The organism is Flavobacterium sp., assembly GCF_040402895.1.
GTDB lineage: Bacteria > Bacteroidota > Bacteroidia > Flavobacteriales > Flavobacteriaceae > Flavobacterium.
Map to the genome: position 1 here is coordinate 84,014 of NZ_JBBALR010000007.1, position 26,904 is coordinate 110,917.

A 26,904-nucleotide genomic window follows, 5' to 3' on the forward strand; every position below is an offset into this window, starting at 1 on the left:
ATTTATTACATTTGTTGGTGATTTAATAAAAATTAATGAGAGACATTAAAAATATTTCGCGTTCTCGGGCACAAGAATCGTCGGCAGCTATAGAACGATTGTATATTACCATGCGGCACTTATTTAACAGAGGTTTTTACAAACCAATGGGTGTTTCGGGAGAAACGTTACGTGAAGCTTTATTGTCCTTACGACCTGAAATTTATGGTTCCATTGCAGAAGAAAAAGTAGAGTTAAACGGTTTATTATACGTAATTGAGCGTTTACCTGTAGGAATTGAGCAATGTCGTTATATCAACTTAACATCGGATGAAGGCTATGCCAATTCCCACTTTAAAGCCATTGTTCCACCAAAAAGAAGAAGAAATTGTTATCGTATAGATGACGAACAAATGAATATTGAAATTACCCGAGGCCGTTCCGATATTTATGATATTTTAACTCATTTAACTTTTATTTTTATCGAATCGCATAAAATTAAAGACAGAGTTTTAATTGATGATGAAGGTTTGGTTTCTCGCGATTGGGAAAAACTGGAACAATTTGCCCTTCAAACTAAAAAATTTACGCAAGTACAAAGAGAAATTGCAATATCGCACGCGTCTAATGTGTTGGGAAGAACCTTTGCAGAAGTTCAAGACATTTATGATGGGTTTGCCAGAGCTGAAGCGCCAGAGCGTTTTTTACAAATTATATATTGGCTAGGAAAAATTGCAATTGAAGAAATAGTAGACAATAATAAACGCACCATCACTTTTAGTCCGATTTTAAGAGAACGATTAGGGCATCATATTTATGGTGAAATTTGGGCCAACAACATTAAAGAAACACTTAGCAAAAACAACTTATTAGAACGACCGATTCACATAATTAGTGCGAACATGCACAGTGTAATGAATTCGATTTTTGCACCTGCAGTTTTAGCCACAAAATACGAAGGTAAAGAAGCCTTTCAAATTTATGAAGATTTAAGTTCTTCGGCACATAAAGATTTACGTAAGAAAGTAGAAGAAGTAGCTTTGCAGCAAGGAATGATTTCATTACCAGACACTTCGGGAACCAATATTGACGTACAAATTTTTGACACCGCAAAGTTCGATTGGAAAAAAACAGCCTTTCCAACTATAGCTTTACAAGAAAAACCTGTGCTTATTGTAATGGATTATGCTTTTGGCGAACAAGCGTACGAAACTATTGATGAACTTTTAAAACCGTATAAAGTTGATACAACTAAGACATTTTTAAATGTAGAATCGGTTTCTGTAATGGGTAAAGCCGGAATTTTAGAGGGTGGTAAAGGCGACATTATGATACCTAACGCGCACGTAAATGAAGGAACAGCAGATAATTATCATTTCGAAAATGAACTTACAAAAGAAATGTTTGAAGGAAATGGGATACCTGTTTTTACAGGACCTATGATAACTGTTTTAGGAACGTCTTTACAGAATAGAGATTTACTAAAATTTTTCCACGAATCCACTTGGGAAGCCATTGGCTTAGAAATGGAGGGTTCGTATTATCAAAAAGCCATTCAATCTGCTTCAAGAATTAGAAAAAGCATCAATACCAACGTAAAAGTAAGATATGCGTACTACGCTTCAGACAATCCTTTAGAAACAGGTAGCACACTGGCTTCTGGAGGCTTAGGAACCACCGGCGTAAAACCAACGTATTTAATTACTATTAAAATATTAGAACAAATTTTTAACGTAAACTAAGAGTATGAGTACAAATTCTCAAGAGCAGGAAATTGATTTAAGCCAAATTGGAAAAAGCATTTCAAAAGTATTCCAAAAAGGAATAAACAAGTGTTTCGATTTGTTGTTTTTTATACAAAAGAAACTAGTAATTGTGTTTGTTTTATTTGTAATTGGAGGAGGTTTAGGTTTTTATTTAGACAAAGAACCTAACTATACAAGTGGTATTGTGGTGATTCCGAATTTTGGAAGCAATGAGTATTTGTACGATAAAATAAATTTAATTTCTTTAAAATTAAAAGAAAAAGATCAGGCGTTTTTTACTAAAATTGGCATTAAAAATATTAAAGATTTTATTTCTATTGAAATTCAACCTATAAACGGAATTTATAATTTTATTAATTCGGAAAGTCAAAAAAATAATTTTGAATTGGTTAAATTAATGGCTGAAGACGGCGATCTTCAAAAAATCATAGAAGAGAATACCACCAGTAAAAACTATTATTTACATGGGATAAACATTAAAACCGCTATAGCTTACAATCAAAAAGATTTAATTGATCCAATAGTAAACTATTTACAAAAATCAGAATATTTTATTAATCTTCAGAAAATTCAACAAAATAATTTAGAAGAGAAAATAAAAGCTAATAATTCAATTATTGATCAGATAGATCAAATTGTTTTAAGTTTAAGTCACAATAAAACAGGAAGTAGTGTTTCTATATCTGAAAACACGGGATTGAGTGATTTAATTCAAAAAAAGGATAATTTAATTATTGAAAATCACAGATTAGCAACAAACAGATTAGAATTTGAAAAAATAATTAAGGACCAAGATATTGTGTCAAATCAAATCAATACAAGCGGAGCAAACAATAAAATGAAATTTATTTTACCGTTTTTATTTGTATTATTTTATTTACTAAGTTATTGGTTTTCAAAAACATATAAACAACAACAAAAACGTATTCAAGCGTCATGAAAAACATTTTAGTAACTGGCGGAGCCGGATTTATTGGAGCAAATTTTGTTCCTTATTTTATAATGAATAATCCTGATTATCATTTGGTAAATTTAGACGCATTAACGTATGCAGGAAATTTAGAAAACGTGTCAGAAGTTGAAAATCATGAACGATATACGTTTGTGAAAGGCGATATTGTAGACGCCGAATTTATTAAAAGTTTATTTGATAAATATCAATTTCATGATGTCATTCATTTTGCCGCAGAAAGTCATGTTGATAATTCTATTTCGGGCCCTGAAGCGTTTATTAAAACCAATGTTTTAGGAACATTTAATTTATTAGATACGGCTAGAAAACTTTGGATGTCTGCACCAAATCAATATAATTCTGACTTTGTAAACGCGCGTTTTCATCACGTTTCTACAGATGAGGTATACGGAACATTGGGTGAAACTGGTTTGTTTGAAGAAACTACACCTTATGCGCCAAACAGCCCTTATTCTGCATCAAAAGCTGGTTCAGACATGATTGTTCGTAGTTATTTTCATACCTATGGAATGAATGTAGTAACCACTAATTGTTCCAATAATTACGGACCAAAACAACATAATGAAAAACTAATTCCAACCATAATTCGTAAAGCAATTTCTGGTGAAAATATTCCCATTTATGGAGACGGTAAAAACGTACGCGATTGGTTATATGTTTTAGACCATTGTAAAGGAATTGAATTAGCATTTAAAACCGGAAAAGCTGGAGAAACATACAATATTGGAGGAAGAAACGAACGCAATAATTTATATATTGTAGATACGGTTTGTACTATTTTAAACGAATTGAAACCAAAAGCATCAGGAAAATACCAAGACCAAATTACATTTGTAACAGACCGACCAGGCCATGATTTACGTTATGCAATTGACGCAACTAAAATTGAAACCGAATTGGGATGGAAAGCAGACGAAAATTTTGAATCAGGAATTAAAAAAACAATCGAATGGTATATTAATAAGTTTTAAGTTAGGAGTTAATAGTTGATAGTTCAACTTTTCACTTTTCACTTTTCACTTTCACTCTAAAATTTATGAAAGGAATTATATTAGCCGGAGGCTCAGGAACTCGCTTACACCCATTAACTTTAGCCGTAAGCAAACAATTAATGCCTATTTACGATAAACCAATGATTTATTACCCGCTTTCAACTTTGATGTGGGCAGGAATTAACGAAATATTAATTATTTCTACACCTCACGATTTGCCGTTATTTCAAAATTTATTGGGTGATGGAAGTCAATTAGGTTGTCGTTTTGAATATGCAGTACAAGAACACCCAAATGGATTAGCAGAAGCATTTATTATTGGAAAAGAATTTGTAGGAAACGATAAAGTGGCTTTAGTTTTAGGAGACAATATTTTCTATGGAACTGGATTAGCGGAATTGCTTCAAGCAAACAATAATCCAGATGGCGGAATTGTTTACGCCTATCATGTACACGATCCGGAACGTTATGGAGTGGTAGAATTTGACGCAACAGGTAAAGTGCTTTCTATAGAAGAAAAACCAACTCATCCTAAATCAAATTTTGCAGTTCCAGGGATTTATTTTTACGATAATTCCGTAATTGAAATTGCGGCAAACATAAAACCAAGTCACCGTGGCGAATTGGAAATTACCGACATCAATAAAGCCTATTTAGAACAAGGAAAATTAAAAGTTAGTATTTTAGATAGAGGAACAGCCTGGTTAGATACAGGAACATTCCAATCCTTAATGCAAGCGGGGCAATTCGTTCAAGTTATCGAAGAGCGCCAAGGATTAAAAATTGGTGCTATAGAAGAAGCAGCATATAAAATGGGCTTTATCCATGCAGATCAGTTGAAAAAAATTGCAGCACCACTTCTAAAAAGCGGCTATGGAACACATTTAATGAGTATAATTTAAGTAGTAAGATTTTTAGAATTAAGTAGTAAGAATAAAATTAATTTCATTATTAATATTGTTTTTGACATTATAATTGACTTTTGACATTGAACAAATGAAATTTATAGAAACCAAATTAAAAGGATGTTTTGTCCTTGAGCCAAAAATAATAAAAGACGAACGCGGTTATTTTATGGAAAGTTTCAACGAGAATACTTTTTTTGAAGGTGTGGGGCAAAAAATTGCTTTTGTTCAGGACAATCAGTCTTTTTCAACTAAAGGGGTATTACGAGGATTACACTACCAAACAGGAGATCATGCGCAAGCTAAATTAGTACGAGTTTTACAAGGTGAAGTATTAGATGTCGCGGTTGATATAAGACCTAATTCACCCACTTTTGGACAATACGAATCGGTACTATTAACTGCAGATAACCAAAAACAATTTTTTATTCCAAGAGGTTTCGCCCATGGGTTTTTAGTATTGAGCGAAACAGCGACTTTTTTTTACAAATGTGATAATTTCTACAATAAAGATTCAGAAGGCGGATTAATCTATAACGACCCAACTATAAATATTGATTGGAATTTTCCATTGGAACAACTGATTATTTCAGAAAAAGATCAAATATTACCCACTTTAAATAATGCAAAAAAAGTATGGTAGTTTTAGTAACAGGCGCAAACGGACAATTAGGACAAGCTATTCAATCGGTTGCAGGAAATTTTCATTCCCTTGATATAATTTTTTGTTCGTCATCAGAATTAAATATTACTGATACAACCAATTGCGAATCTGTTTTCGAAAAATTTAAACCTAATTTTTGTATAAACACAGCGGCGTATACTGCAGTTGATAAAGCGGAAACTGAACCAGAAAAGGCCTATGCAATCAATGTAATTGGAGCACAAAACTTAGCTGCCGTTTGTAAAACGTATGACACCGTTTTACTTCATGTTTCCACCGATTTTGTTTTTGACGGATTAGCCAATCAACCTTATTTAGAAGATGATGTTCCAAATCCAACAGGCGTTTACGGCGTAACCAAATTACAAGGCGAACAAGCTATAGCAAGTACTTGGAACAAACATTTTATCATCAGAACCTCTTGGGTATATTCGCAATTTGCCAATAATTTTATGAAAACTATGTTGCGACTGGCATCTGAAAGAGATAGTTTATCTGTAGTTTCAGATCAAATCGGCACACCAACAAACGCTGTGGATTTAGCGGAATGTTTATTAACTATTATTAGCACCCACCACCCAACACCCAACACCCAATACCCTTTTGGAATTTACAATTATAGTAATGAAGGGCAGTGTAGCTGGTATGAGTTTGCAGCGGAAATATTTAAACAATATCAACTATCGGTAAACGTAAATCCTATACCTTCTTCCGCCTACCCAACACCGGCAAAAAGACCCGCTTATAGTGTGTTAGACAAATCAAAAATAAAAACGGTTTTTGGAATCAATATTTCAAATTGGCAAGAACAAATAAAAAAATAAAATGATGAACCCAACTATATCCATTGTAAGCCCAGTTTATAGAGCAGATAAAATAGTAGAAAAATTAGTTTTGGAACTAAAAAAAACGGTTACAAAAATGGGTGTTTCTTATGAAATTATTTTAGTTGACGACAGAAGCAATGATAATTCTTGGGAGGTTATGAAAAAAATAGCTCAGGAACATAGGGAAGTAAAGTGCATCCGCTTAAGTAGAAATTTTGGTCAACACCCTACTATTATGGCGGGATTAAGTCAGGCAAATGGAGAATGGATAGTGGTAATGGATTGTGATTTACAGGACCAACCAAAAGAAATAAGTAAACTATATGAAAAAGCACTTGAAGGTTTTGAAGTAGTCCAAGCCAGAAGAACCGTTAGAGAAGATAGTTTTTTAAAAAAAATGTATTCTAAAGTATTTTCTAAAATATACGGTTTTTTTACCGATACGGTTTATGATAATGAAATTGCAAATTTTGGTATTTATCATAAAAAAGCCATTCAATCTGTTTTACAGCTGGGTGATAGTATTAAATTTTTTCCGCTTTTTATTAATTATGTTGGCTATAATACTATATCAATACCTGTGGAGCATGCACAAAGAGAGGAAGGAAATTCAACCTATAGTTTTTCAAAATTAATTAGCTTAGCCTTTAATACTATTATTTCTTTTTCAAACAAACCCTTAAAATTATTTGTCAAGTTTGGCATGTTAATTTCTGCGCTTTCTTTTGGCGTAGGGGTGTATTATTTATACCAAGCTATGAATAACGAAATTGCCGTATTAGGGTATACATCAATTATAGTTTCTATTTGGTTTTTATCAGGCATTATAATTACAACTATTGGCGTAACAGGAATTTACATTGGAAAAATATTTGATCAAACAAAAAATAGACCCGTATATATTATTGATGAAATTGTATGCTTAAAAAACTAGAATGGGATTCCGCTTTTTTTAATTTGAATGTTGGAGAATTAACCCTCGATTCTTTTTCAACAGGTATAGATGTGTCTGGTTTTGATTTACTATATGTGCTTTCAAAAGAGGCAACAACATATGATATACCGAGTTTTACAAAAACTTTTTCAGAGGAAAAAGTTAAATTTAGCAAGAAATTACAACCGCTTGAAGCACCTAGTTCGACTATTTGTTCTATTTTTGATTGTTCATATACCATCGAAGAACTTTACGAATTAGCCTATGAGAGCGGCAAACAAAGTCGGTTTTTATTGGACACAAAATTTACCGAAGCAAAATTTAAAGAATTATATTGTTTATGGATTGATAATTCTTTAAACAAACAATTTGCCGACGATATTTTTGTTTACAGAGAAAACAATCATATTTTAGGCCTAGTGACTTTTAAATTAGTGAAAGACACCGCCAGTGTTGGGTTGATTGCAGTAAATCCAGAGGCTCAAGGAAAAGGAATTGGCAGTAAACTCATACATACTTTGGAATATTTTTTAGTTGAAAAAAAGAGCAAATCAATTGTTATCCCAACACAAATGACTAATACTCAAGCTTGTAATTTTTATACTAAACAAGGTTATAAAATTATAGAACAAACTACAATTACTCATTATTGGAAAGATTAAATTCATGAACACATTAGCTACTCAAATAGCACAAAACAAATGGCTTATAATAATTATGATACTAGCCGCAGTGCTTCGAGTCTATCATCTAGATTTTCAGTCTATGTGGTTAGACGAATTGTATACGATGGCGGTAACGAATCCTGATTTAACATGGAGTCAATTTCATAAAGAAATTGTTAGTAGAGAAAGCTTCCCTTTTTTATATTTTATTATTGTTAAAGGGTTTTATGTAGCATTTGGTTACTCTAGTCTTGTTGCCCGAATGGTTTCTGTGCTTGCTGGAATTTTAGGGGTATATGCGGTTTATTTGCTGGGCAAAAAAATTCACACCAAACAAGTAGGTTTGTTTGCCTCTTTATTAGTTGCAGTTAGTAATTATCACATTTATATTTCTCAAGACGCAAGGGCGTATTCTCTTTATTTTTTATTTGTCTGTTTGTCATTTTACACCCTGCTTATTTACATCAAAAGACCAACATGGAAATACGTTCTATTATATGCCTTAACAACAGGTTTTTTAGTAAATTTTAATTTTTTTGCTCCTATAAATGTCGTTTCACAGGGCTTAATTTTGTTGTGTTTATTGTTTCTTTTACCCAAAAATAAAAGGATTGCCTTTATACAAAAAGGAGCTGTAGCGGTCTTTATAATTTTTGGAGCGTTTATTGTAAATTACCAAAAATTAAAAGAATTATTAAACTATAAGAAATTTTGGACACCAGCACCACAAGACGATTCGTTGGCTATAATTTTTAAGAACTTTTTTGGAAATTCGGAAATACTTCTTGCGTTGATTACTCCTTTTATGGTGTATTATTTACTTTTAATTTTTAATAATAATGAGCCAAAAAAATGGACCTACAACAAAGTGATAAAGAACAAATTGTTTTTTGGTTTCTTGGTTTTATTTTTTTGGTTTTTTGTCTTTTTGTCTTTTTTATTTGTAAAATCATACGGACCTATATCTTACTTATTAACCCGATATTTTGTGAGTGTATTACCGGTTATATTTATATGCGTTTCCATTACCATTGCATCAATAAAAGGGACTGTAGGAAAAGGAATAGCTGTGTTTGTGATGGTGTTTTTTATGTTGACTCATCTTTTTGTTGTTAAAAAACAATATACGACCATTACGCATGCACAATATAGAGAAGCGGCAACTTTTGTTAAAACAAACAACATACAAAACGCACCTACTTATAGCAATCAAGAATATTGGTATAAATTTTATTTTAGACCCGAGCAAACAAAAATTAAATTAAAAAATTTATCTTTAAACAATATTCATGCACAATTAAAAAAATACCCAAGCAAGATGACTTCGTTTTGGTACATAGATGCTTTTAAACGCTTTGATTCGGTAGACAAACCTACTATCGAATTTTTAAATAAACATTTCACCGTTAAAAAGCAATATAATGGCTATCGTGCATGGGCAACGTATTATGAATTAAAAAAATAAAGCAGATGATACCATTTAATAAGCCTTATTTCACAGGAAAAGAAACAGAATATATTAAAGAAGCAGTAGCATCTGGTCATATTTCGGGCAACGGTAAATACACCAAAAAATGCCAACAATTTTTCGAAGAAAAATATGGTTTTAAAAAAACACTTTTAACAACATCTTGTACTGATGCGTTAGAAATGGCCGCCATACTTATCAATCTTAAAGAAGGAGATGAAGTAATTATGCCGTCATATACTTTTGTTTCAACTGCTAATGCTTTTGTGTTAAGAGGTGCGAAAATCGTTTTTGCAGATAGTTTACCTAATCATCCAAATATGGATTGTTTTTCATTGGAAGCATTAATTACTCCAAAAACAAAAGTGATTGTCCCAGTACATTATGCTGGAGTTGCATGTGACATGGATGCAATTATGGAATTAGCCAAAAAACACAATTTGATTGTAGTTGAAGATGCTGCTCAAGCAATAGATAGTTACTATACAGGAAAAGACGGAATTAAAAAACCATTGGGTTCCATTGGGCATTTAGCCGCATTTTCTTTTCATGAAACGAAGAATATTATTTCTGGTGAAGGCGGAATGTTAGCCATAAATGACGAGCAATTTATAAACAGAGCGGAAATTATTTGGGAAAAAGGGACTAATCGTTCTGCTTTTTTTAGAGGAGAAGTAGACAAATATGGCTGGGTTGATATTGGAAGTTCTTTTTTACCATCTGAAATTATTGCCGCTTTTTTATGGGCACAATTGGAAAATTTAGAAGATATTCAAAAAACTAGAAAAACACATTGGGAGAAATATAATTCCTTACTTTCCGAATGGGCAAATCATAATAAAATTAGTTTGCCAGAAATTCCAAACTATGCCACAAATAATGCACATATGTTTTTTTTAGTATGTAAAAATTTAGAGCAAAGAACAAGTCTAATTCAACATTTAAAAGAAAACAAAATTATGGCTGTTTTTCATTATATCAGTTTGCATAAAAGCCCTTTTTATAAGGAAAAACACGATGATAGAATGTTGCCTGAAACAGATAAATTTACAGATTGTTTACTTCGTTTACCATTATTTTTTGAGCTAGAAAGCGATTCAGTCGTTAGTGTTTTATTAAATTATAACTAAAAAACGCTTCCAAGTATTTGGAAGCGTTTTTTAGTTATATATATTTTATTCAAAATATAATTTAGCTCCTTTTTTATCGCTTATTTTAAAAATGGCCACACCATTAACCATTTTTATTGAACCTTCATTTGGCCAAACAGGAATAGCATCAATTGAATCTTTAATACTTTCATATTGTTCCTTGTTAACCATATTAAAATCGGCAATGTTAGATAATTTGAAAAAATTATTAACCCTATAATTATCTGCTTCTCCCCATTGAAAAATTGAACCTCCAAAAATCTCACTTCTTTCTAATCTAAAAACTTGATGTTTATCAAATTCATAAAAACCATGAAAATATACAACCTTTTCTGTTGTTTCAAAATTTGGATATTTTTTTAGTAATAAATCATACATTTTCTCAGCATTTCTTTTATCGTATAAATATATTTTATTACAAGCATAAAAAAGAGATGTTATAAAATAAATATTACAAATAATTATTGAAATAACTAATAAATTTGAAACATTAGATGGAATAGTTTTTTTAAAATTATTTATTGTAAATACAATGATAAAAGCAAATACCAGTCCTGAAGTAACATAAATTCTTGGGGGATGATAACCATTTGTAATAAAAAAAGAAACTAAAAAAGGACTTAAAAGAAGAAAAAACAATATTAGAAACCTTATAATAAAAAATTTCTTTTTTATTATAAATTGTACTAATAAGAGTAAACTTAAAATTAAAACAATCACATACAATTTTTCGCCATAATAAAAATTACCCTTTATGTTTTCTTTCCAAACGTCAAAAAACATAGAAAACATATTATTTGTGCCCCCAGAAGTAAAAGATTGCAAATAACCATCGTCTTTCATTGGAGGACAAATAATCTTAACTGAAATTAAATATAGTAAGCCAGAAAAAAGCATTAAACCAACAAATACAATAGTGTTTTTTAATTCTTTTTTTATATCAAAATCTTCTTTAAAAGTGTTTTGAAAAAAATGAATAAAATATATTGTAGCTGGAACGATTATGAGAATTTGATATAATGAAGTTAAAAACATAATCAATAATGACGCCAATAGCAGATAGCTTATAATTTTTATTTTAGATGGGTTATTTATATTTTTTATGAAAAATTCAACACTTAAAACCGCCAAAAGCATACCTAAACCAGCAATGTCAGACATCATATAAAAAACTACTTGATAGGATATTTGAGGAAATGTTATAAATAATCCACAAAAAAGATAGGCTGATACCTCTTTGAAATTAAATAATTTGGCTAATCTAACAGCTGTTACACTAAAAAAGAACAATCCAATAAGCATTGTAAAATACTCTAAATGACCTTTAAAAAGATGAAATCGAATTAAATTTTGACCCCATCTACCTAAATCTAATCCAAAATCTGCTAAAATTGGAATTTCATTATCTACACTTAAAGTATAATTAGAAAGCGCAAAACCATAAGAAATTATTGATAATAAAGTTGTAAAAAAATACAACTTAAAATCATTCTGCGATTCTTTATTTAGCAAATTGTCCATACTATTAAATTAATAAGTTTTTAAATCAAGCAAAAATAACAATTAATTTGTGGAATTATAAAATAATGCTTTATTTTGCTACTAAATTTAATTAATAAATCATGAAGAATAATAATTTATTAGCATTACTATTTTGCATACTTAGTTTTGTTGGATGTAAAGATAATTCAAAAGATACTACTAATAATGATCAGGCAACTAGTCCTTTCAAAGTTACATTGAAATTTGTTGCAGATAAGAAAGATGATTTTTGTTTATTATATACAGAAGATGGTTCAATTAATTTTGGAGAAAAAGCAATTTGGAAAGCGATTGAAGGAAGTACAAATGAACAAATTGTAGTTTTTGAATTTCCATCTGATGTTGTTCCAACTCAATTAAGATTAGACTTAGGGATTAAACCAGAACAAACAGATATTACTTTAAAATCTGTAACATTCGACTATAATGGTAAAAAAAGAGAAATAGTTGGAGCTGAAATAGGAACATTTTTTAGAGCGGATGAAAACACGTGTAAGTTTGATGCTATAACTGGTGTTGTTAAAGCTAATGTTGAAAATGGAAAAAGACAAAACCCATGCCTTTACCCTCAAGAACCTACATTAAAACAAGAAATTGAAAAATTAGGAAAGTAATTTTTACATATTTAATATAATTTCTTTTCTCATTGTTTTGAGAATAATAAAGCGAACAAGTGTTCGCTTTTTTTTGTTTTTAAAATCTACTATATTTACAAAATAATAATTTTCATTATGATTAAACATTTTACATTTTTTTTTATTGTAACATTTATAGTTGCTTGTACAAATACTAAGCCAGCCCATTCATTAAAAATTGATATTGATGTAGTTATTCAAAAGCCAGATTCAATTGCGATTTACTATACATCCACAAAATCAGTAGAGTTTTATGGCGAAGCATCTTATTGGTTAAAAGTTAATGGTAGTAAAAAAAATCAGAGAATCAGTTTTGTTTTCCCAGATTCTATTCAACCAAAACAGATTCGTTTAGATTTTGGAAGAAACATTTCTCAAAAGGAGGTGATTTTAAACAAAATGGATTTCACATATAAGAATAAAAGTTTTTCTGTAAAAGGGAAAGAAATTTTTTACATTTTTAGAGTGGATGAAAACAACACAGTTGTCGACAAACGAAATGGCAGCATTAACAGAAAAAATCCAAAACAAATTAATGGCCCATCACTTTACCCAAAAGGAGACAAATTATTCAAAAGATTGAATCAACTTTATTCAGAAAAATAAATGGTAAAGTTGTTCAAAAAAATACTTTTTCATCAACAATTTCAAAAACTAGGCATTTATGGTTTTGGACAATTGTTCAATTTAGTTACCCCTTTATTAGTAGTTCCATATCTAGTAAATGTTTGTGGAGAAGAAAATTTTGGAAAAACGGCAGTTGGTATGGCTATTTGCTTTTTTCTAATTGTTTTTATTGATTTTGGTTCCGATATTATTGGTGTTAGAGAAGTTGCTATAAACCGAGAAAATCAAAAAGAATTAAATAAAATTTTCACTACAACATATGCTGTTAAAGCAATAATTTTAATTGGGGTGCTTTTAATTACTGCAATTTTAATTTATACTATTCCGTTTTTTAAAATAGAAAAAACAATGTTTTTCTTAGGGTTATCTGTTTTAGTTGGTCAGTTTATAAATCCAACTTGGTTTTTGCAAGGGATAGAAAACGTAAAATGGATTACACTTTTAAATATTGTTTCTAAAACAATTTATTTAATTGCAATATATACTACTATAAAACAAGAATCGGATTATGTATTCGTAAATTTATGGTGGGGAATTGGTATGATTGTAGCTAATTTATTTGTTTTTGTATTAATATTAAAAAAATACAAGTTTAGCTTTTCTCAAATAAATATTGACGAAGTTGGAAGTCATATAAGAAATGATTTTTCGATGTTTTCTTCACAAATATTTGTTTCGCTTCAGTTGTATGCTCCAGTTGTCTTAGTTAGTTTTTTCGGAAGCAATTTGATGGCCGGTCAGTATAGGATTGTTGAACAAATTATTGTTGTTTTTAAAACGTATATTTTTCTTTTTTTCAACTATGTTTTTCCAAAAGTTTGTTATTTGCTAGACGTAGACGCTAAAAGAGGAATGAAAAACTGGAAAATTTATAATGGGGTCAACTTTGTACTGGTAATTTTTGGGATGACTTTCTTTTTTCTTTTTTCATATGAAATTGTTTCTTATTTCAACCCAACCAACCGTTATGTTTTAAGTTGTTTGTTAGAAGTAGCCGTTTTTATTCCAGTACTTTTAGCCATTTCTATTCCATTAAAACAATTGATTTTAGGTTATAATTTTAAGAAGTTTTATGTAAGAGTAACCTCAATTATGGTGGTTTTTAATTTACTTGCTATAGTGATATTATTACCCTACTATCAAGTATATGGGGTTTTTTATTCACTACTTGCTACAGATTTAATCATTATTATTTTCTATCTTTATCGACTAAAAAATAAGTTGTAAAAGATATGATTCAAACCTTATTTCAAAAATTATTAAATAAAGCCGGTAAGAACTATACTATAGATTCTGAAATACCCTCAGGATTATTTATTAAGAACTTAATAAAACGTTTGGTAATGTTGCTTAGAGGTTATTTCTTTTTGTATCAAAAAGTATTCTTAGGCAAAAATTGTAATATCTCTCATAAACCAAATATTCTTTTTAGGAAAAATGTAACTATTGAAAATGATGTTACAATAGATGGTTATGCCAAAAACAAATTAATTTTTGGTAATAATGTAAAAGTAGGCGCGTATTCGTTAGTTAGTTGCACGAGTCATTTGTCTAAATATGGAGTCGGTTTAACCATTGGAAATAATTCTGCTTTTGGAAGATTTACGGAGTTTGGCGCTGCTGGAGGAATTGAAATTGGAGAAGATGTCATCGCTGGTTCTTATATCAGTTTTCATTCGGAAAACCATAATTTTTCAGATTCATCTCTATTGATAAGAGATCAAGGTGTTACTTCAAAAGGAATAAAAATAGGAAATAATGTTTGGATTGGTGCAAAAGCCACTTTTTTAGACGGCGTAATCATTGGCAATAATTGTGTGGTTGCTGCAGGTGCAGTTGTAAATGGCATATTCCCTAACAATGTAATTATTGGTGGTGTTCCGGCTAAAATTTTAAAAGAAATTTAATAATGAAGTTGACTATAAATAAAGAATTATATTATCAAATCTTATTCATGATTTGTGTTATAGTTCCTTTTTTTAATAACTATGAGTTATCCTTTTTGGTATGGCTTATCGCTTCTTTATTTACAATAAAAAACAAATATTCTTTACCTTTTCTAAAGTATTTAAGTTATTTTATCTTAATTTTTTGCTTGTCATTTTTTGTTAGTTTGTTTTTCAATTATAAGTTATATTTTGTAATTAGAGACATCACTTATTTACTAAAACCCATTTTCGGGTTAATTTTAGGTTACCAATTATTTTACAATAAAACTAAAAATCCATTTCAATTTATTGTATATGCTGGAGTAGTAATTGCTTCGTACCATTTGTTATTAGTTGCATGGGGAATTCTAGTTGAAGGCGCAAAAAATGTGGCTCAAATTAGAGACTATGGGGGTTATTTTAATGATTTTGAGGTTTACACTTTAATTATTTTATTATTTCATGAACAATTTCAATTAAATTTTACCAAACAAAAAACCAGAATATTCATTAGTGTTTTAGCCATATCAAGTTTTTTCTATTTAGCAAGAACCAATTTTATACAGTTTGTCATTCTTTTTATGGCTATGAAAGGTTGGTTGATTTTTAATAAACGATCTATTACGATTGTGTCTACACTTGTAGTTTTTTCTGTTTTAAGTTACGCAGCAATTTACAACTACAATCCTAGAAGAAGCGGAAGCGCTTTGGATGAGTTTTTATACAAAATTAAACTAATACCGTTAGAAGCATTCGCTACAAAAATTAACCGTAATGATTGGAAAGATTTTCATGATCATTATCGCTCCTATGAAAATGTAAGAACGGTGGAACAACTTTCACATAATGGTAATTTGTTATTTGGAGAAGGAATGGGTTCGCAAGTCGATTTAAAACAAAAAGTATATTTAGGGGATATGGAATTAAGACACATTTCCATTCTTCATAATGGCTACATGACTATATTTTTAAAATCAGGAATTCCAGGTATCTTGGTTTTGTTTGGCTCCATTTTCTTCTTTTTTAAGAAGTTCAATTCTTATAATGAAATCGACTCTAAAATAAATTTACTTTTCTTAGGAACTGGAATTTTTTTAATTTTTTCTTACTGGGTTTTTCTTGGTTTTTATAATTTAATTGACACCAAAACGTTGTTAATTGGATATTTGTTTGCTTATAAAAACCATATTCAAAAAGAGAATAACAATTAATTTAATGCAAAATATTCTTTTCATACATCAATCTGCAGAACTTTATGGTTCAGACAAAACGTTGCTTTATTTGGTTGCAAACTTAGATAAAAACAAGTTTTTCCCAATTGTTATTTTGCCTAATGAAGGTCCGTTAAAAATTGAATTAGAGAAAGAAAACGTAAAAGTAATTATTGCTCCAGTGTTAAAGCTGTACAGAAAAATGTTTACACCAAGCAATCTGTTAAAATTTACTAAAGATTATTTCAAAGGAATAAAGACCATAAAATCTATAAGAAAAGAATATAAAATAGATTACATATATTCAAATACTTTAGCTGTCTTACTAGGTTTTTTCTTTTGTTTTTTTCATAAAACAAAACACATTTGGCACGTTCATGAAATCATAGAATCGCCAAAATTTTTCACTAAATTTTTTCGTTATTTTCTAAATAACCCCACAAACAGGGTATTAATTTATAATTCATTTGCTACTTGTAAATTTTGGAATTGTAAAGGAAACAATCAAGTTATTTGGAACGGAATTGCTGCTTTTCCAGAAATTGAAGAAGAAGAAAAAGCCGTAATTAGAAAAACAATTTTGACAACGGATAATGAAATTGTTTTTGCATTAGTAGGCAGAATTAGCCGCTGGAAAGGCCAAATGTTATTATTAGAGGCGTTCAATAAATTAGTAAAAACTCATCAAAACATAAGATTAGTTTACATAGGATCTACGCCACCAAATCAAGAACATTTTTTAGATTCTTTGAAAGACAAAATAAAAAACTATGATTTAATTCAAAAAGTAAATATCATTCCTTTTCAAGACAACATTCATCAATTTTGGCAATGCATTGATATTGCTGTAGTTTCCTCTACAGAACCTGAACCTTTTGGCATGGTAGCTATTGAAGCCATGATGGCAAAAAAACCAGTTATTGCGGCTAATCATGGTGGATTAACGGAAATTGTTGTAAACAATGAAACCGGTTTTTTAGTCGAACCAAACAATAAAGATGCGTTAAAAGATGCGTTAGAAAAACTAATTACAAACCCAGAATTGAGAACTTCTTTTGGGGAAAAGGGATTTCAAAGGGCTGTAGAAAATTTCAGTATTCAAAAATATGTTCAAAAAATCGAATATATTTTAGAAAACAATTAAAATGTTTTTCTCAAAAAACTATATTTGCCCTTAAATATATTTCTTAAATGAAAATAGCTATTCTTGGCACCCGAGGCATTCCAAATTATTACGGAGGTTTTGAACAATTTGCTGAATTTTTCTCTGTTTACTTAGCAGAAAAAGGACATGAGGTGTATTGTTACAATTCGCATAATCATAAATACCAAGAAAAAACGTTTCATGGTGTAAATCTAATTCATAAGCACGATCCAGAATATAAATTTGGCACCTTTGGTCAGTTTATTTACGATTATAATTGTATTATGGATAGCCGAAAAAGAGAATTTGATATTATTTTGCAATTAGGATATACCAGTAATTCCATTTGGTTTTTTTTAATGCCAAAAAAAGCAATAAATATAATTAATATGGATGGTTTAGAGTGGAAACGTTCTAAGTATTCAAAACCGGTACAACTTTTTTTAAAAATTGCAGAATGGTTGGCGGCAAAATCTGGAGATTATTTAATTTCAGATTCGTTAGGAATAAAAAAATATTTGCAAGAAAAATATAAAAAAGAATCAACATTCATCGCTTATGGCGCCAATCCATTTAACTCTCCAAACGAAGAAATATTAAAAGAATATCAAGTTGAAAAAGAAAAATACAACATGATAATGGCGCGTTTTGAACCAGAAAATAATTTAGACATGGTTTTAGAAGGCGTTGCGTTAAATTTTGAAGACAAAACAACTATTTTAGTTATAGGGAATCATAACACAAAATATGGAAAGTATTTAAAAAATAAGTTTCAAGTAAATAAAAATATTCATTTTATAGGTGGTATTTATAACTTAGAACACTTGAATAATTTACGCTATTATTCTAATTTATATTTTCACGGGCATTCTGTTGGCGGCACAAACCCTTCTTTGTTAGAAGCTATGGCTTCTAAAGCTTTGATTGCGGCACATAATAATGATTTTAATAAAGGTATTTTAAAAGAAAATGCGTTCTATTTTAGAAATTCAATAGAAGTAAAAAATATATTAAATAATAGTAAAAAAAGTAATAACTTGCCATTTATAAAAAATAATTACGAAGCAATAGTTAACGAGTTTAATTGGACAAAAATAAATGACAATTATTTACAACTTTTTGAACAATGTATGGAAAGACATAAAGCAGGAAACACAAAATAATTTTGCTTTTGTTTTTATTCTTTTATTGTTATTGTCCTTACCTTTTAAATTAGCAGTTACAAACATTACTCTGGCTTTATTTGGAATTTCAGTCATAATAAATTACAAAAAAATTAAAACTAATTTTTCTGGATCTTTATTTTTACCAATATTGCTATATTTTTTAATGTTATGTTCAATCTTTTGGACTATAGATGCGTCTGAAACTCAAAAAGCCATTTCAAAAGAAGTTTTTTTATTAGTGATTCCTGTTTTATTTGCCGTAATTCCACAATTTAATCAAAATCAAATCAATAAAATCACTAAATATTACGCTTATGGGTTTGTAATTTTTGCGGTTTTTTTCGTTTTTAGAGCAATAATCAGATTCATTATTTTAAAAGACGCTAATGTGTTTTTCTATCATCAAGATCAAAATAAAGATTTAGGATTAATTCCAAAGGATTTAAATGCAATTCATTTTTCCGTTTTTTCTATACTCGCTTATGTTTATTTTCTAGCAAATGAAATAAAAAGTTTGTGGCAAAAAATGGGCATGTCTATTTTATTAGTTTTTATTTTACTTCTTTCTTCTAAAAACATTATTTTAGTTACTTTAATCATCACTTTCATTTATTTATTCTATTTTGCTAAATCTGCCAATAGGATGCGATTAAGAAACTTAATTGTTTTTGTTTTAATAATTACAAGTATTGTTTTTTTTGGTCGAATAAAAAAACGTTTTGAAGCTGAATTTCAAGCTCATACAGCTAAGAGCTTAAGCCATAATGTAATTGAAGGTGTGCCAGAAGGCGTACATTATGTAAGCATTTATGAAGCATGGCACCAAGAAAAATTTTCTCCAAATGATTATTTTCCCGGAACAGCATTTAGAGTATATCAGGCTCGATTGTTCTTTGAGTTTTTATCTGAAGAGCCTATTTTTTGGTCTGGATTTGGACTAAATGCTTCATTTAAAAAACTGGAAGAAAAAGGAAAAAAATATAATATTTATCAAGGCACAGGAAATGGCGATGGGTATCAAAATAAAAATTTTCACAACCAATACATTCAAAATTTTTCAGAATTAGGAATATTTGGGTTCTTACTTTTAGTAATAATGTTGTTTGTTTTAATAAAAAGAGCTGTTTATACTAAAAATTTTATACACTTTACTTTTTCAATAGTAATGATAAGTGTATTTTTGACAGAATCTTTTCTTTGGAGACAAAGAGGCGTGGTATTTTTCGTAATATGCTATTGCTTATTTATGTCACGAAATTATAAAACAGAATAAATTAATACTATTTTAATAGTATTTAAATAAAATAAAGATGAAAAGAATATTAATTACAGGAGCAGCCGGATTTTTGGGTTCACATTTATGTGACCGTTTTTTGGCAGAAGGCTATTTCGTAATTGGAATGGATAATTTAATTACTGGTGATTTAAAAAATATAGAGCATTTATTTAAAGAAAAAAACTTTGAATTTTATCATCATGATATTACTAAATTTGTTCATGTTCCAGGTAATTTAGATTATATTCTTCATTTTGCTTCCCCGGCTAGTCCAATAGATTATTTGAAAATACCCATTCAAACTTTAAAAGTTGGTTCTTTAGGAACACACAATTTATTGGGTTTAGCTCGAGTAAAAAAAGCTAGGATTCTTATCGCGTCAACCTCAGAAATTTATGGCGACCCATTGGTGCATCCCCAAACAGAAGAGTATTATGGAAACGTAAATACTATCGGTCCACGCGGCGTTTATGATGAAGCGAAACGTTTTCAAGAATCAATTACTATGGCATATCATACTTTTCATGGTGTTGAAACCAGAATTGTTCGTATTTTTAATACATATGGTCCTAGAATGCGATTAAATGATGGACGAGTTATTCCAGCTTTTATAGGTCAAGCTCTTCGTGGTGAAGACTTAACCGTTTTTGGTGATGGAAGTCAAACTCGCTCATTTTGTTTTGTAACAGATCAAGTAGAAGGTATTTATAGATTATTACTTTCCGATTACCATTTGCCTGTAAATATTGGAAATCCAGATGAAATTACTATATCTGATTTTGCAGAAGAAATTATCAAATTAACTGGAACTACTCAAAAAGTAATTTATAAAGATTTACCAATTAACGATCCAATGCAACGCCAGCCCGATACCACAAAAGCGAAAGAGATTTTAGGTTGGAGCGCCAAAGTAAAAAGGGAGGAAGGTATGAAAATTACTTATGAATATTTTAAATCGCTTTCGCCAGAAGAATTAGCAAAAGAAGAACATAAAGATTTTTCAAAATATATTTATTAGTAAATAAATTATTCCTAAAAAAGGGATAGAGAATTACTAAAATAATTTTTTATAAATGAAAAAAGGAAGATATTCCAAATATATTAGACCAATAAGCATTATAATAGATTCTTGTTTATTAATCATTCTGTTTCCTTTTTTTTTCAAGGGATTGGATATTAATTTCCAATGGTTTGGCATCTATTTAGTTGCTATTTGGATAATTATATCTTTTTTTACCAAGTTTTATGAAATATATAGATTTACTACCCCAGTAAATATTATGTCTAAAACTGCCAAACAAATGACATTATTTTTATTGTTAATTATTGCTTTTTTTCCTTTTTATAAAACTGTAATTTTTAGTGGATATGCAACATTAACTTATGTTTTAACAGTATTATTTGGAGTATTATTACTTAAAAGCTTAGCTTTTTATTACATAAAAAAATACCGTCTTTTAACCGGTAATAATTTTAGAAACGTTGTTATAATTGGTCATACAGAAGAATCAAAAGATTTAAAAAATATTTTTGAAAAAAGACCAGATTATGGATATAATTTCAAAGGATTTTTTTCCGATAGAAAAACAGGCGAAAATGTTTTGGGGAAAATTGATGAAATTAAAAATTATGTTTTTGAAAATAAAATTGATGAAATTTATTGTTCAATAAATGAAATTTCAAATGAAAAACATAAGGAATTAGTTGCATTTGCAGATGAGAACAATATAATCATAAAATTTATTCCAGATTCTAAAGCGATTTTTTCAAAGAATTTAACAATAGATTATTACGAGTTGTTTCCAGTATTGTCATTAAAAAAATCTCCTTTAGACGATTATTATTCCGAGTTTTTTAAACGTGTATTTGACATTTTTTTTGCATTAATTGTGATAATTTTTATTTTGTCATGGTTAACCCCTATTTTAGGAATTTTAATTAAATTAGAATCAAAAGGGACCGTTTTTTTTAAACAAAGTAGACCAGGTATTTACGAAGAAGAATTTTTTTGTTATAAATTTCGTTCTATGAAATTAAACGGAACCACCGAGTCAGAAGCTTCAAGAAACGACCCACGAGTTACTAAAATTGGACGTGTTATTAGAAAAACCAGTATTGATGAATTACCACAGTTTTTTAACGTATTATTAGGAGACATGTCAGTGGTAGGGCCAAGACCTCATTTATGGGCTCAAAACAAAACCTATGGGAATAAAATAAAAAAATACATGGTAAGACACCATATCAAACCTGGAATTACTGGATTGGCTCAAGTGAAAGGCTGTAGAGGCGAAATTGAAACCGAAGACGACATGGTAAACCGAATTAAATTTGATGTTTTTTATATTGAAAACTGGTCGTTTTTAATGGATTTTAAAATTATTTTTCAAACAGTTATAAATATATTTAAAGGTGAAGAAAAAGCATATTAACCAAAGTGTTTATTTGTTTTTTATAAATTAATAAATAGTACTAACATTGATGTTAGTTTCTTCTCAAAAATTCTGCTTTTTTTAATTAAAAGAGACTATTTTTGTGCCAATAAAAACAACACATATAATCATGAATATTTTACTTTTAGGATCTGGCGGAAGAGAACACGCTTTTGCATGGAAAATGACTCAAAGTCAATTATGTACTCAACTTTTTGTAGCTCCTGGTAACGCTGGAACATCAAAAATAGCTACAAACGTAAACATCAATCCAAATGATTTCGAAAAAATCAAGGAATTTGTTATTACAAACACCATTACAATGGTGGTTGTTGGCCCAGAAGACCCTTTAGTAAATGGTATTTATGATTTCTTTAAAAACGATACTCAAATTTCACACATTCCAGTAATTGGTCCTTCTAAATTAGGCGCGCAATTAGAAGGAAGTAAAGAATTTGCTAAAGAATTTTTAGTAAAAAATAATATTCCAACTGCAAAGTATGAAAGTTTTACCTCACAAACAGTTGAAAATGGATACGCTTTTTTAGAAACATTATCTCCCCCATATGTTTTAAAAGCAGACGGCTTAGCCGCCGGAAAAGGTGTGGTAATCCTTACTGATTTACAAGACGCAAAAGACGAATTGAAAGCGATGTTAGTCGATGCAAAATTTGGTTCCGCTAGTGCGAAAGTAGTAATTGAAGAATTTTTAGACGGCATCGAGTTAAGTTGTTTTGTAGTAACGGATGGAAAAAATTATAAGATTTTACCAACTGCAAAAGATTACAAAAGAATTGGTGAAGGTGACACAGGATTGAACACAGGCGGAATGGGTGCTATTTCTCCTGTACCTTTTGCAGACGCAACGTTAATGCAAAAAATTGAATCACAAATTGTGATTCCTACCATTACGGGTTTAAAAAACGACAATATTGAATATAAAGGCTTTGTTTTTATTGGTTTGATAAAAGTTGGTGATAATCCTTTTGTAATTGAATATAATGTGAGAATGGGTGATCCAGAAACAGAGGTGGTAATCCCAAGAATTAAAAGTGATTTAGTTGCTTTGTTTGAAGCAGTTGCTAGTGAAAAATTAGCCGATTTTGATTTGAGTATAGATGAAAGAACAGCAGCAACTGTTGTGGTTGTTTCAGGCGGCTATCCAGAAGAATTTGAAAAAGGGAAAGAAATTTTTGGTTTAGATGACAAAACAGATTCATTAATTTTTCATGCAGGAACCAAAGAAGAAAACGGGAAAATTATATCAAATGGCGGGAGAGTATTGGCCGTAACGTCATTCGCTAATTCATTCTCAGACGCCACAAAAAAATCTTATCAAACCATAGAAAAACTAAAGTTTGATAAGATGAATTATAGAAAAGATATAGGGTTCGATTTATAATCGAACTTGTTTCTTTTATTTTGTTAAGAAAGAATGTGCGGTGGTGTCTTGTTCATCTGCACCAGATTTTTTGAAAATCTGCAATTGTTTTGTCCAATAATATGTCCAATAACAACAAATACAAATAAATATCCAATTGATAATATTTGCGCCCCACCAATTTGTTAATTCTAAACTTCTTAAAAAGTCCATTGGTACAAAAAGTACTTCAACAAATAAAAATTGTATTGCTTCGAAAAATGCTTTCATTTTATTATTATTATATTTACACTACAAAAATATAAAATATCTTTATGATTGCAAGTCTTTTTAGTAAAACTCGACCAATAAATTACGCATTAGTATTAATAATGTTGTTTTCTTGCTTTTTTTTGTACCAATTTCAAGTTCCAAATGAAAATTTTACATTAGGGGATCTATTTTCAAAATTTTTTGTTTTTCTACTGCTTTTGTTGTCATTTTTTCTGGTAAATTTTATTTCTTTAAAAAATACCTTAACTCAAAACGATAATTATGCCATACTATTATTTCTAGTGTTTATATTGTTATTTCCAACGGTATTAAATAACATTAAAATGGTACTTTCAAATGTATTTTTGTTATTGGCTTTAAGAAGATTAATTTCTTTAAAAACATTAATTTCGTCTCAAGGAAAAATATTTGATGCTTCTTTTTGGATTTTTATTTCAGCTATTTTTCATTTTTGGAGCGTTTTGTATATTATTTTAGTTTTTATTTCAATTGTATTTCACTTTGGAAAAGAATATAAAAACTGGGTTTTACCATTCGTATCTTTCTTTTGTGTTTGGATTTTATATATTGCTACAAGTTTAATATTGTATGATAACTATTCCATTAATAAGTCTGTATATCAGGTAGACTTTAACTTTTTTGATTTTAAAGACGTGTATCAAAACATGGCACTATCTTTATTTGTCTCTATTTCAGTATTGTTTTTTGCTTCTCAAACAATTGACTATCAAAATAAACCGTTAAATATGCAGTCCTCTTACAAACAAGTTTATTTTGCTTTTCTTTTAGCTTTGGGTATTTATGTTTTTTCTGCAAATAAATCTAACGATTTACTAATATATACTTTTGCGCCTTTATCCATTTTAGGAGCAAATATGTTCGAAAAAATGGAAAACTCAATTTACAAAGAAGTATCCCTGTATTTATTGTTAGGCGTAGGATTCTTTTTCTTTTTTGCCCAATTGTAATTTTAAACTCTTGATGAAGTGTTAAACTAGTTTTTATAATTACACAACACAATTTTGTATTTTATTTCTAATGCGTTTTTACGCCTATTGAACAAATTATTGTAATGTTAGTTACATAAGTTTTTTTCTAATTTTATATTCGATTAGTGCAAAAATACGTTCCAAATTTTTCCTGAAATGCAAGCTGTATTTTTTGAATGGTTACTTCTCTATGTTGACTCAAAAAATGATTTAAAACATTGTTTTCTTCTGAAATATAATGAATGTTCCTGTGAGATAATTTGTATTTTATGGTTAAAAGCACAAAAAATTCTTATTTTTGTAAATTAAATTAGAAACTATGTTTGCAGAATTTGCTTTTCCTATTTTTGAACAATCTATAATTGATTATCATGTTGTCGATGACGTATATCAACCGGCATTAAATCCATACGAAAAAGGTTCAGTTGAACATTTATTGTATGCAAAAAATTGGGTAGATACCGTGCAATGGCATTATGAAGATATTGTGCGTGACCCAAATATTGATCCTATTGCTGCATTAGATTTAAAACGAAAAATTGATGCGTCTAACCAAGTTAGAACCGATATGGTAGAATACATTGATGGTTATTTTTTACAAAAATATGCACACGTTCAAGTGAAACCAAATGCAAGAATTAACACTGAAAGTCCAGCTTGGGCCATAGATAGATTATCTATTTTAGCTTTGAAGATTTACCACATGAATGAAGAAGCTACTCGCGAAGAGGCCACTGCCGAACACCGAGCAAAATGTCAAGAAAAATTAAATGTATTGTTAGACCAAAAAAACGATATGTTTATTTCCATTAGTCAATTAGTGGAAGATATCGAAAATGGCGACAAATTCATGAAAGTGTATAAACAAATGAAAATGTACAACGACGCGGAATTGAATCCAGTTTTGTATCAAAATAAAAAATAAATGTCTTCACACATTTTAGTTATTCGGCTTTCAGCTATGGGCGATGTTGCTATGACAGTTCCTGTACTGAGAGCTTTTTCTTTGCAATATCCCAACGTAAAAATTACGGTTGTTTCTCGGCCGTTTTTCAAACCTTTTTTTGATGATATTGAAAACATAACTTTTTTTCCAATTGATTTAAAAGAAAGGCATAAAGGTTTTTTAGGACTTTTGCGTTTATTTTCAGATTTACAAAAACTCAATATTACTGCCGTTGCCGATTTACATAATGTGTTACGATCAAAAATAATAAGAACACTATTTGCTTTAAATGGCAAAAATGTAGCCGCTACAGATAAAGGCAGACAAGATAAAAAAACACTTACCAAGTTAGAAATCAAAACCATTTCACCAACAAAAACAATGTTTGCCAGACATTGCGAAACGTTCGAAAAATTAGGCTTTCAAATCAATTTAAATAATCCAACGTTTCCAGAAAAAGCGATTTTATCTGAAGAAACAATAAATATTACGGGTAAAAAAGAAGCAAATTGGACTGGAATCGCGCCTTTTGCACAATACGAAAGTAAAGTCTATCCAATGGATTTGATGCAACAAGTAATAGATGAATTAGCCAAAAATACTTCAAATAAAATTTTATTATTTGGTGGAGGCAGCGAAGAGATTAAGCAACTAAATCAGCTTAAAAATAATCATAAAAACGTGTTTGTTTTGGCAGGAAAAACCAATTTAAAAGAAGAAATAGCCATTATTTCTAATTTAAATGTAATGTTGTCTATGGATTCTGGAAACGCGCATATAGCGGCTATGTTAGGTGTAAAAGTAATTACACTTTGGGGCGCCACGCATCCATTTTCAGGATTTCAACCCTTCTACCAACCCGATGATTTTAGTTTGACTTCTGATAGAAAACAATATCCATTTTTACCTACTTCGGTGTACGGAAATAAAAAAGTAGCAGGCTATGAAAATGCGATGCGAACGATATTGCCTTCACAGGTTATTGAAAAAATAAATTCCAATCTTACCTAAATAAAATTGGAATTTGGAA

General features: G+C 29.6%; 26 protein-coding genes. 24 read left to right on the forward strand and 2 right to left on the reverse strand.

What is annotated here, in order from left to right:
* Positions 1-35 precede the first annotated feature (35 nt).
* The 10 genes from ABWP60_RS07590 to rffA all read left to right on the forward strand — a co-directional run bounded on the left by ABWP60_RS07590 (position 36) and on the right by rffA (position 10,303).
* Complete coding sequence (locus tag ABWP60_RS07590) at positions 36-1,721, forward strand: DUF6909 family protein (protein ID WP_353150788.1); 1,686 nt, start codon at positions 36-38, stop codon at positions 1,719-1,721.
* A 4-nt stretch (positions 1,722-1,725) separates the two neighbouring features.
* Positions 1,726-2,685: a hypothetical protein gene (locus tag ABWP60_RS07595; protein WP_353150791.1), complete on the forward strand. Its 960-nt coding sequence runs from the start codon at positions 1,726-1,728 to the stop codon at positions 2,683-2,685.
* Complete coding sequence (rfbB, locus tag ABWP60_RS07600) at positions 2,682-3,689, forward strand: dTDP-glucose 4,6-dehydratase (RefSeq protein ID WP_353150794.1); 1,008 nt, start codon at positions 2,682-2,684, stop codon at positions 3,687-3,689. The genes ABWP60_RS07595 and rfbB overlap by 4 nt, the downstream gene beginning before the upstream one ends.
* A gap of 65 nt (positions 3,690-3,754) precedes the next feature.
* The gene (gene rfbA, locus ABWP60_RS07605) at positions 3,755-4,612 is read left to right on the forward strand and encodes a glucose-1-phosphate thymidylyltransferase RfbA (RefSeq protein ID WP_353150797.1); all 858 of its coding nucleotides are present in this window, start codon (positions 3,755-3,757) and stop codon (positions 4,610-4,612) included.
* A gap of 94 nt (positions 4,613-4,706) precedes the next feature.
* Positions 4,707-5,258, forward strand: coding sequence for a dTDP-4-dehydrorhamnose 3,5-epimerase (rfbC, locus tag ABWP60_RS07610; RefSeq protein ID WP_353150800.1), 552 nt, complete (start codon positions 4,707-4,709; stop codon positions 5,256-5,258).
* Positions 5,252-6,103, forward strand: a complete 852-nt coding sequence (gene rfbD / locus ABWP60_RS07615; protein ID WP_353150803.1) for a dTDP-4-dehydrorhamnose reductase — start codon at positions 5,252-5,254, stop codon at positions 6,101-6,103. Before rfbC ends, rfbD begins: the two co-directional genes overlap by 7 nt.
* A gap of 4 nt (positions 6,104-6,107) precedes the next feature.
* Positions 6,108-7,040 (forward strand): glycosyltransferase family 2 protein, encoded by a 933-nt coding sequence (locus ABWP60_RS07620; RefSeq protein ID WP_353150806.1) that lies wholly within the window; start codon positions 6,108-6,110, stop codon positions 7,038-7,040.
* On the forward strand, positions 7,025-7,702 hold the full coding sequence (locus ABWP60_RS07625; RefSeq protein WP_353150809.1) for a GNAT family N-acetyltransferase: 678 nt from the start codon (positions 7,025-7,027) through the stop codon (positions 7,700-7,702). Before ABWP60_RS07620 ends, ABWP60_RS07625 begins: the two co-directional genes overlap by 16 nt.
* Positions 7,703-7,706: 4 nt before the next feature.
* Positions 7,707-9,170 carry a glycosyltransferase family 39 protein gene (locus ABWP60_RS07630; protein WP_353150812.1) on the forward strand — a complete coding sequence of 488 codons (1,464 nt, stop codon included), beginning with the start codon at positions 7,707-7,709 and terminating at the stop codon, positions 9,168-9,170.
* A 5-nt stretch (positions 9,171-9,175) separates the two neighbouring features.
* A complete protein-coding gene (rffA, locus tag ABWP60_RS07635) occupies positions 9,176-10,303 on the forward strand; it encodes a dTDP-4-amino-4,6-dideoxygalactose transaminase (protein ID WP_353150814.1) in 1,128 nt (375 codons plus the stop codon).
* Between the two features lie 45 nt (positions 10,304-10,348).
* Here rffA and ABWP60_RS07640 read toward each other — a convergent pair whose 3' ends face one another.
* Positions 10,349-11,845, reverse strand: coding sequence for a glucosyltransferase domain-containing protein (locus ABWP60_RS07640; protein WP_353150817.1), 1,497 nt, complete (start codon positions 11,843-11,845; stop codon positions 10,349-10,351).
* A 101-nt stretch (positions 11,846-11,946) separates the two neighbouring features.
* Between ABWP60_RS07640 and ABWP60_RS07645 the strand changes: the two genes are divergently transcribed.
* From ABWP60_RS07645 to purD, 11 genes are all read left to right on the forward strand, one after another.
* Positions 11,947-12,480: a hypothetical protein gene (locus ABWP60_RS07645; protein WP_353150819.1), complete on the forward strand. Its 534-nt coding sequence runs from the start codon at positions 11,947-11,949 to the stop codon at positions 12,478-12,480.
* Between the two features lie 117 nt (positions 12,481-12,597).
* Positions 12,598-13,107: a hypothetical protein gene (locus ABWP60_RS07650; protein WP_353150821.1), complete on the forward strand. Its 510-nt coding sequence runs from the start codon at positions 12,598-12,600 to the stop codon at positions 13,105-13,107.
* Positions 13,108-14,355, forward strand: a complete 1,248-nt coding sequence (locus tag ABWP60_RS07655) for an oligosaccharide flippase family protein (protein ID WP_353150824.1) — start codon at positions 13,108-13,110, stop codon at positions 14,353-14,355.
* A 5-nt stretch (positions 14,356-14,360) separates the two neighbouring features.
* Positions 14,361-15,035, forward strand: a complete 675-nt coding sequence (locus ABWP60_RS07660) for an acyltransferase (protein WP_353150827.1) — start codon at positions 14,361-14,363, stop codon at positions 15,033-15,035.
* Positions 15,036-15,223: 188 nt separating this feature from the next.
* On the forward strand, positions 15,224-16,267 hold the full coding sequence (locus ABWP60_RS07665) for a hypothetical protein (RefSeq protein WP_353150830.1): 1,044 nt from the start codon (positions 15,224-15,226) through the stop codon (positions 16,265-16,267).
* 4 nt (positions 16,268-16,271) lie between these two features.
* A complete protein-coding gene (locus ABWP60_RS07670) occupies positions 16,272-17,411 on the forward strand; it encodes a glycosyltransferase family 4 protein (RefSeq protein WP_353150833.1) in 1,140 nt (379 codons plus the stop codon).
* 47 nt (positions 17,412-17,458) lie between these two features.
* Positions 17,459-18,574: a DUF1972 domain-containing protein gene (locus ABWP60_RS07675; protein WP_353150835.1), complete on the forward strand. Its 1,116-nt coding sequence runs from the start codon at positions 17,459-17,461 to the stop codon at positions 18,572-18,574.
* A 166-nt stretch (positions 18,575-18,740) separates the two neighbouring features.
* Positions 18,741-19,850: an O-antigen ligase family protein gene (locus tag ABWP60_RS07680; protein ID WP_353150838.1), complete on the forward strand. Its 1,110-nt coding sequence runs from the start codon at positions 18,741-18,743 to the stop codon at positions 19,848-19,850.
* Between the two features lie 37 nt (positions 19,851-19,887).
* Positions 19,888-20,871, forward strand: a complete 984-nt coding sequence (locus ABWP60_RS07685; RefSeq protein ID WP_353150840.1) for a UDP-glucuronic acid decarboxylase family protein — start codon at positions 19,888-19,890, stop codon at positions 20,869-20,871.
* 55 nt (positions 20,872-20,926) lie between these two features.
* Entirely contained in the window at positions 20,927-22,285 is a 1,359-nt protein-coding gene (locus tag ABWP60_RS07690) for an undecaprenyl-phosphate glucose phosphotransferase (RefSeq protein ID WP_353150843.1), read from the forward strand.
* A gap of 130 nt (positions 22,286-22,415) precedes the next feature.
* Complete coding sequence (purD, locus tag ABWP60_RS07695) at positions 22,416-23,687, forward strand: phosphoribosylamine--glycine ligase (protein ID WP_353150846.1); 1,272 nt, start codon at positions 22,416-22,418, stop codon at positions 23,685-23,687.
* A 15-nt stretch (positions 23,688-23,702) separates the two neighbouring features.
* Here purD and ABWP60_RS07700 read toward each other — a convergent pair whose 3' ends face one another.
* Positions 23,703-23,936 (reverse strand): DUF6341 family protein, encoded by a 234-nt coding sequence (locus ABWP60_RS07700; protein ID WP_291242610.1) that lies wholly within the window; start codon positions 23,934-23,936, stop codon positions 23,703-23,705.
* Positions 23,937-24,262: 326 nt separating this feature from the next.
* Here ABWP60_RS07700 and ABWP60_RS07705 point away from each other — a divergent pair, with 326 nt between their 5' ends.
* The 3 genes from ABWP60_RS07705 (at position 24,263) to ABWP60_RS07715 (ending at position 26,885) form a co-directional block, all read left to right on the forward strand.
* The gene (locus ABWP60_RS07705; protein ID WP_353150849.1) at positions 24,263-24,907 is read left to right on the forward strand and encodes a hypothetical protein; all 645 of its coding nucleotides are present in this window, start codon (positions 24,263-24,265) and stop codon (positions 24,905-24,907) included.
* 340 nt (positions 24,908-25,247) lie between these two features.
* Positions 25,248-25,853 (forward strand): DUF4254 domain-containing protein, encoded by a 606-nt coding sequence (locus tag ABWP60_RS07710; RefSeq protein ID WP_353150852.1) that lies wholly within the window; start codon positions 25,248-25,250, stop codon positions 25,851-25,853.
* Entirely contained in the window at positions 25,854-26,885 is a 1,032-nt protein-coding gene (locus ABWP60_RS07715) for a glycosyltransferase family 9 protein (RefSeq protein ID WP_353150855.1), read from the forward strand. It abuts the gene before it with no gap.
* Positions 26,886-26,904 lie beyond the last annotated feature (19 nt).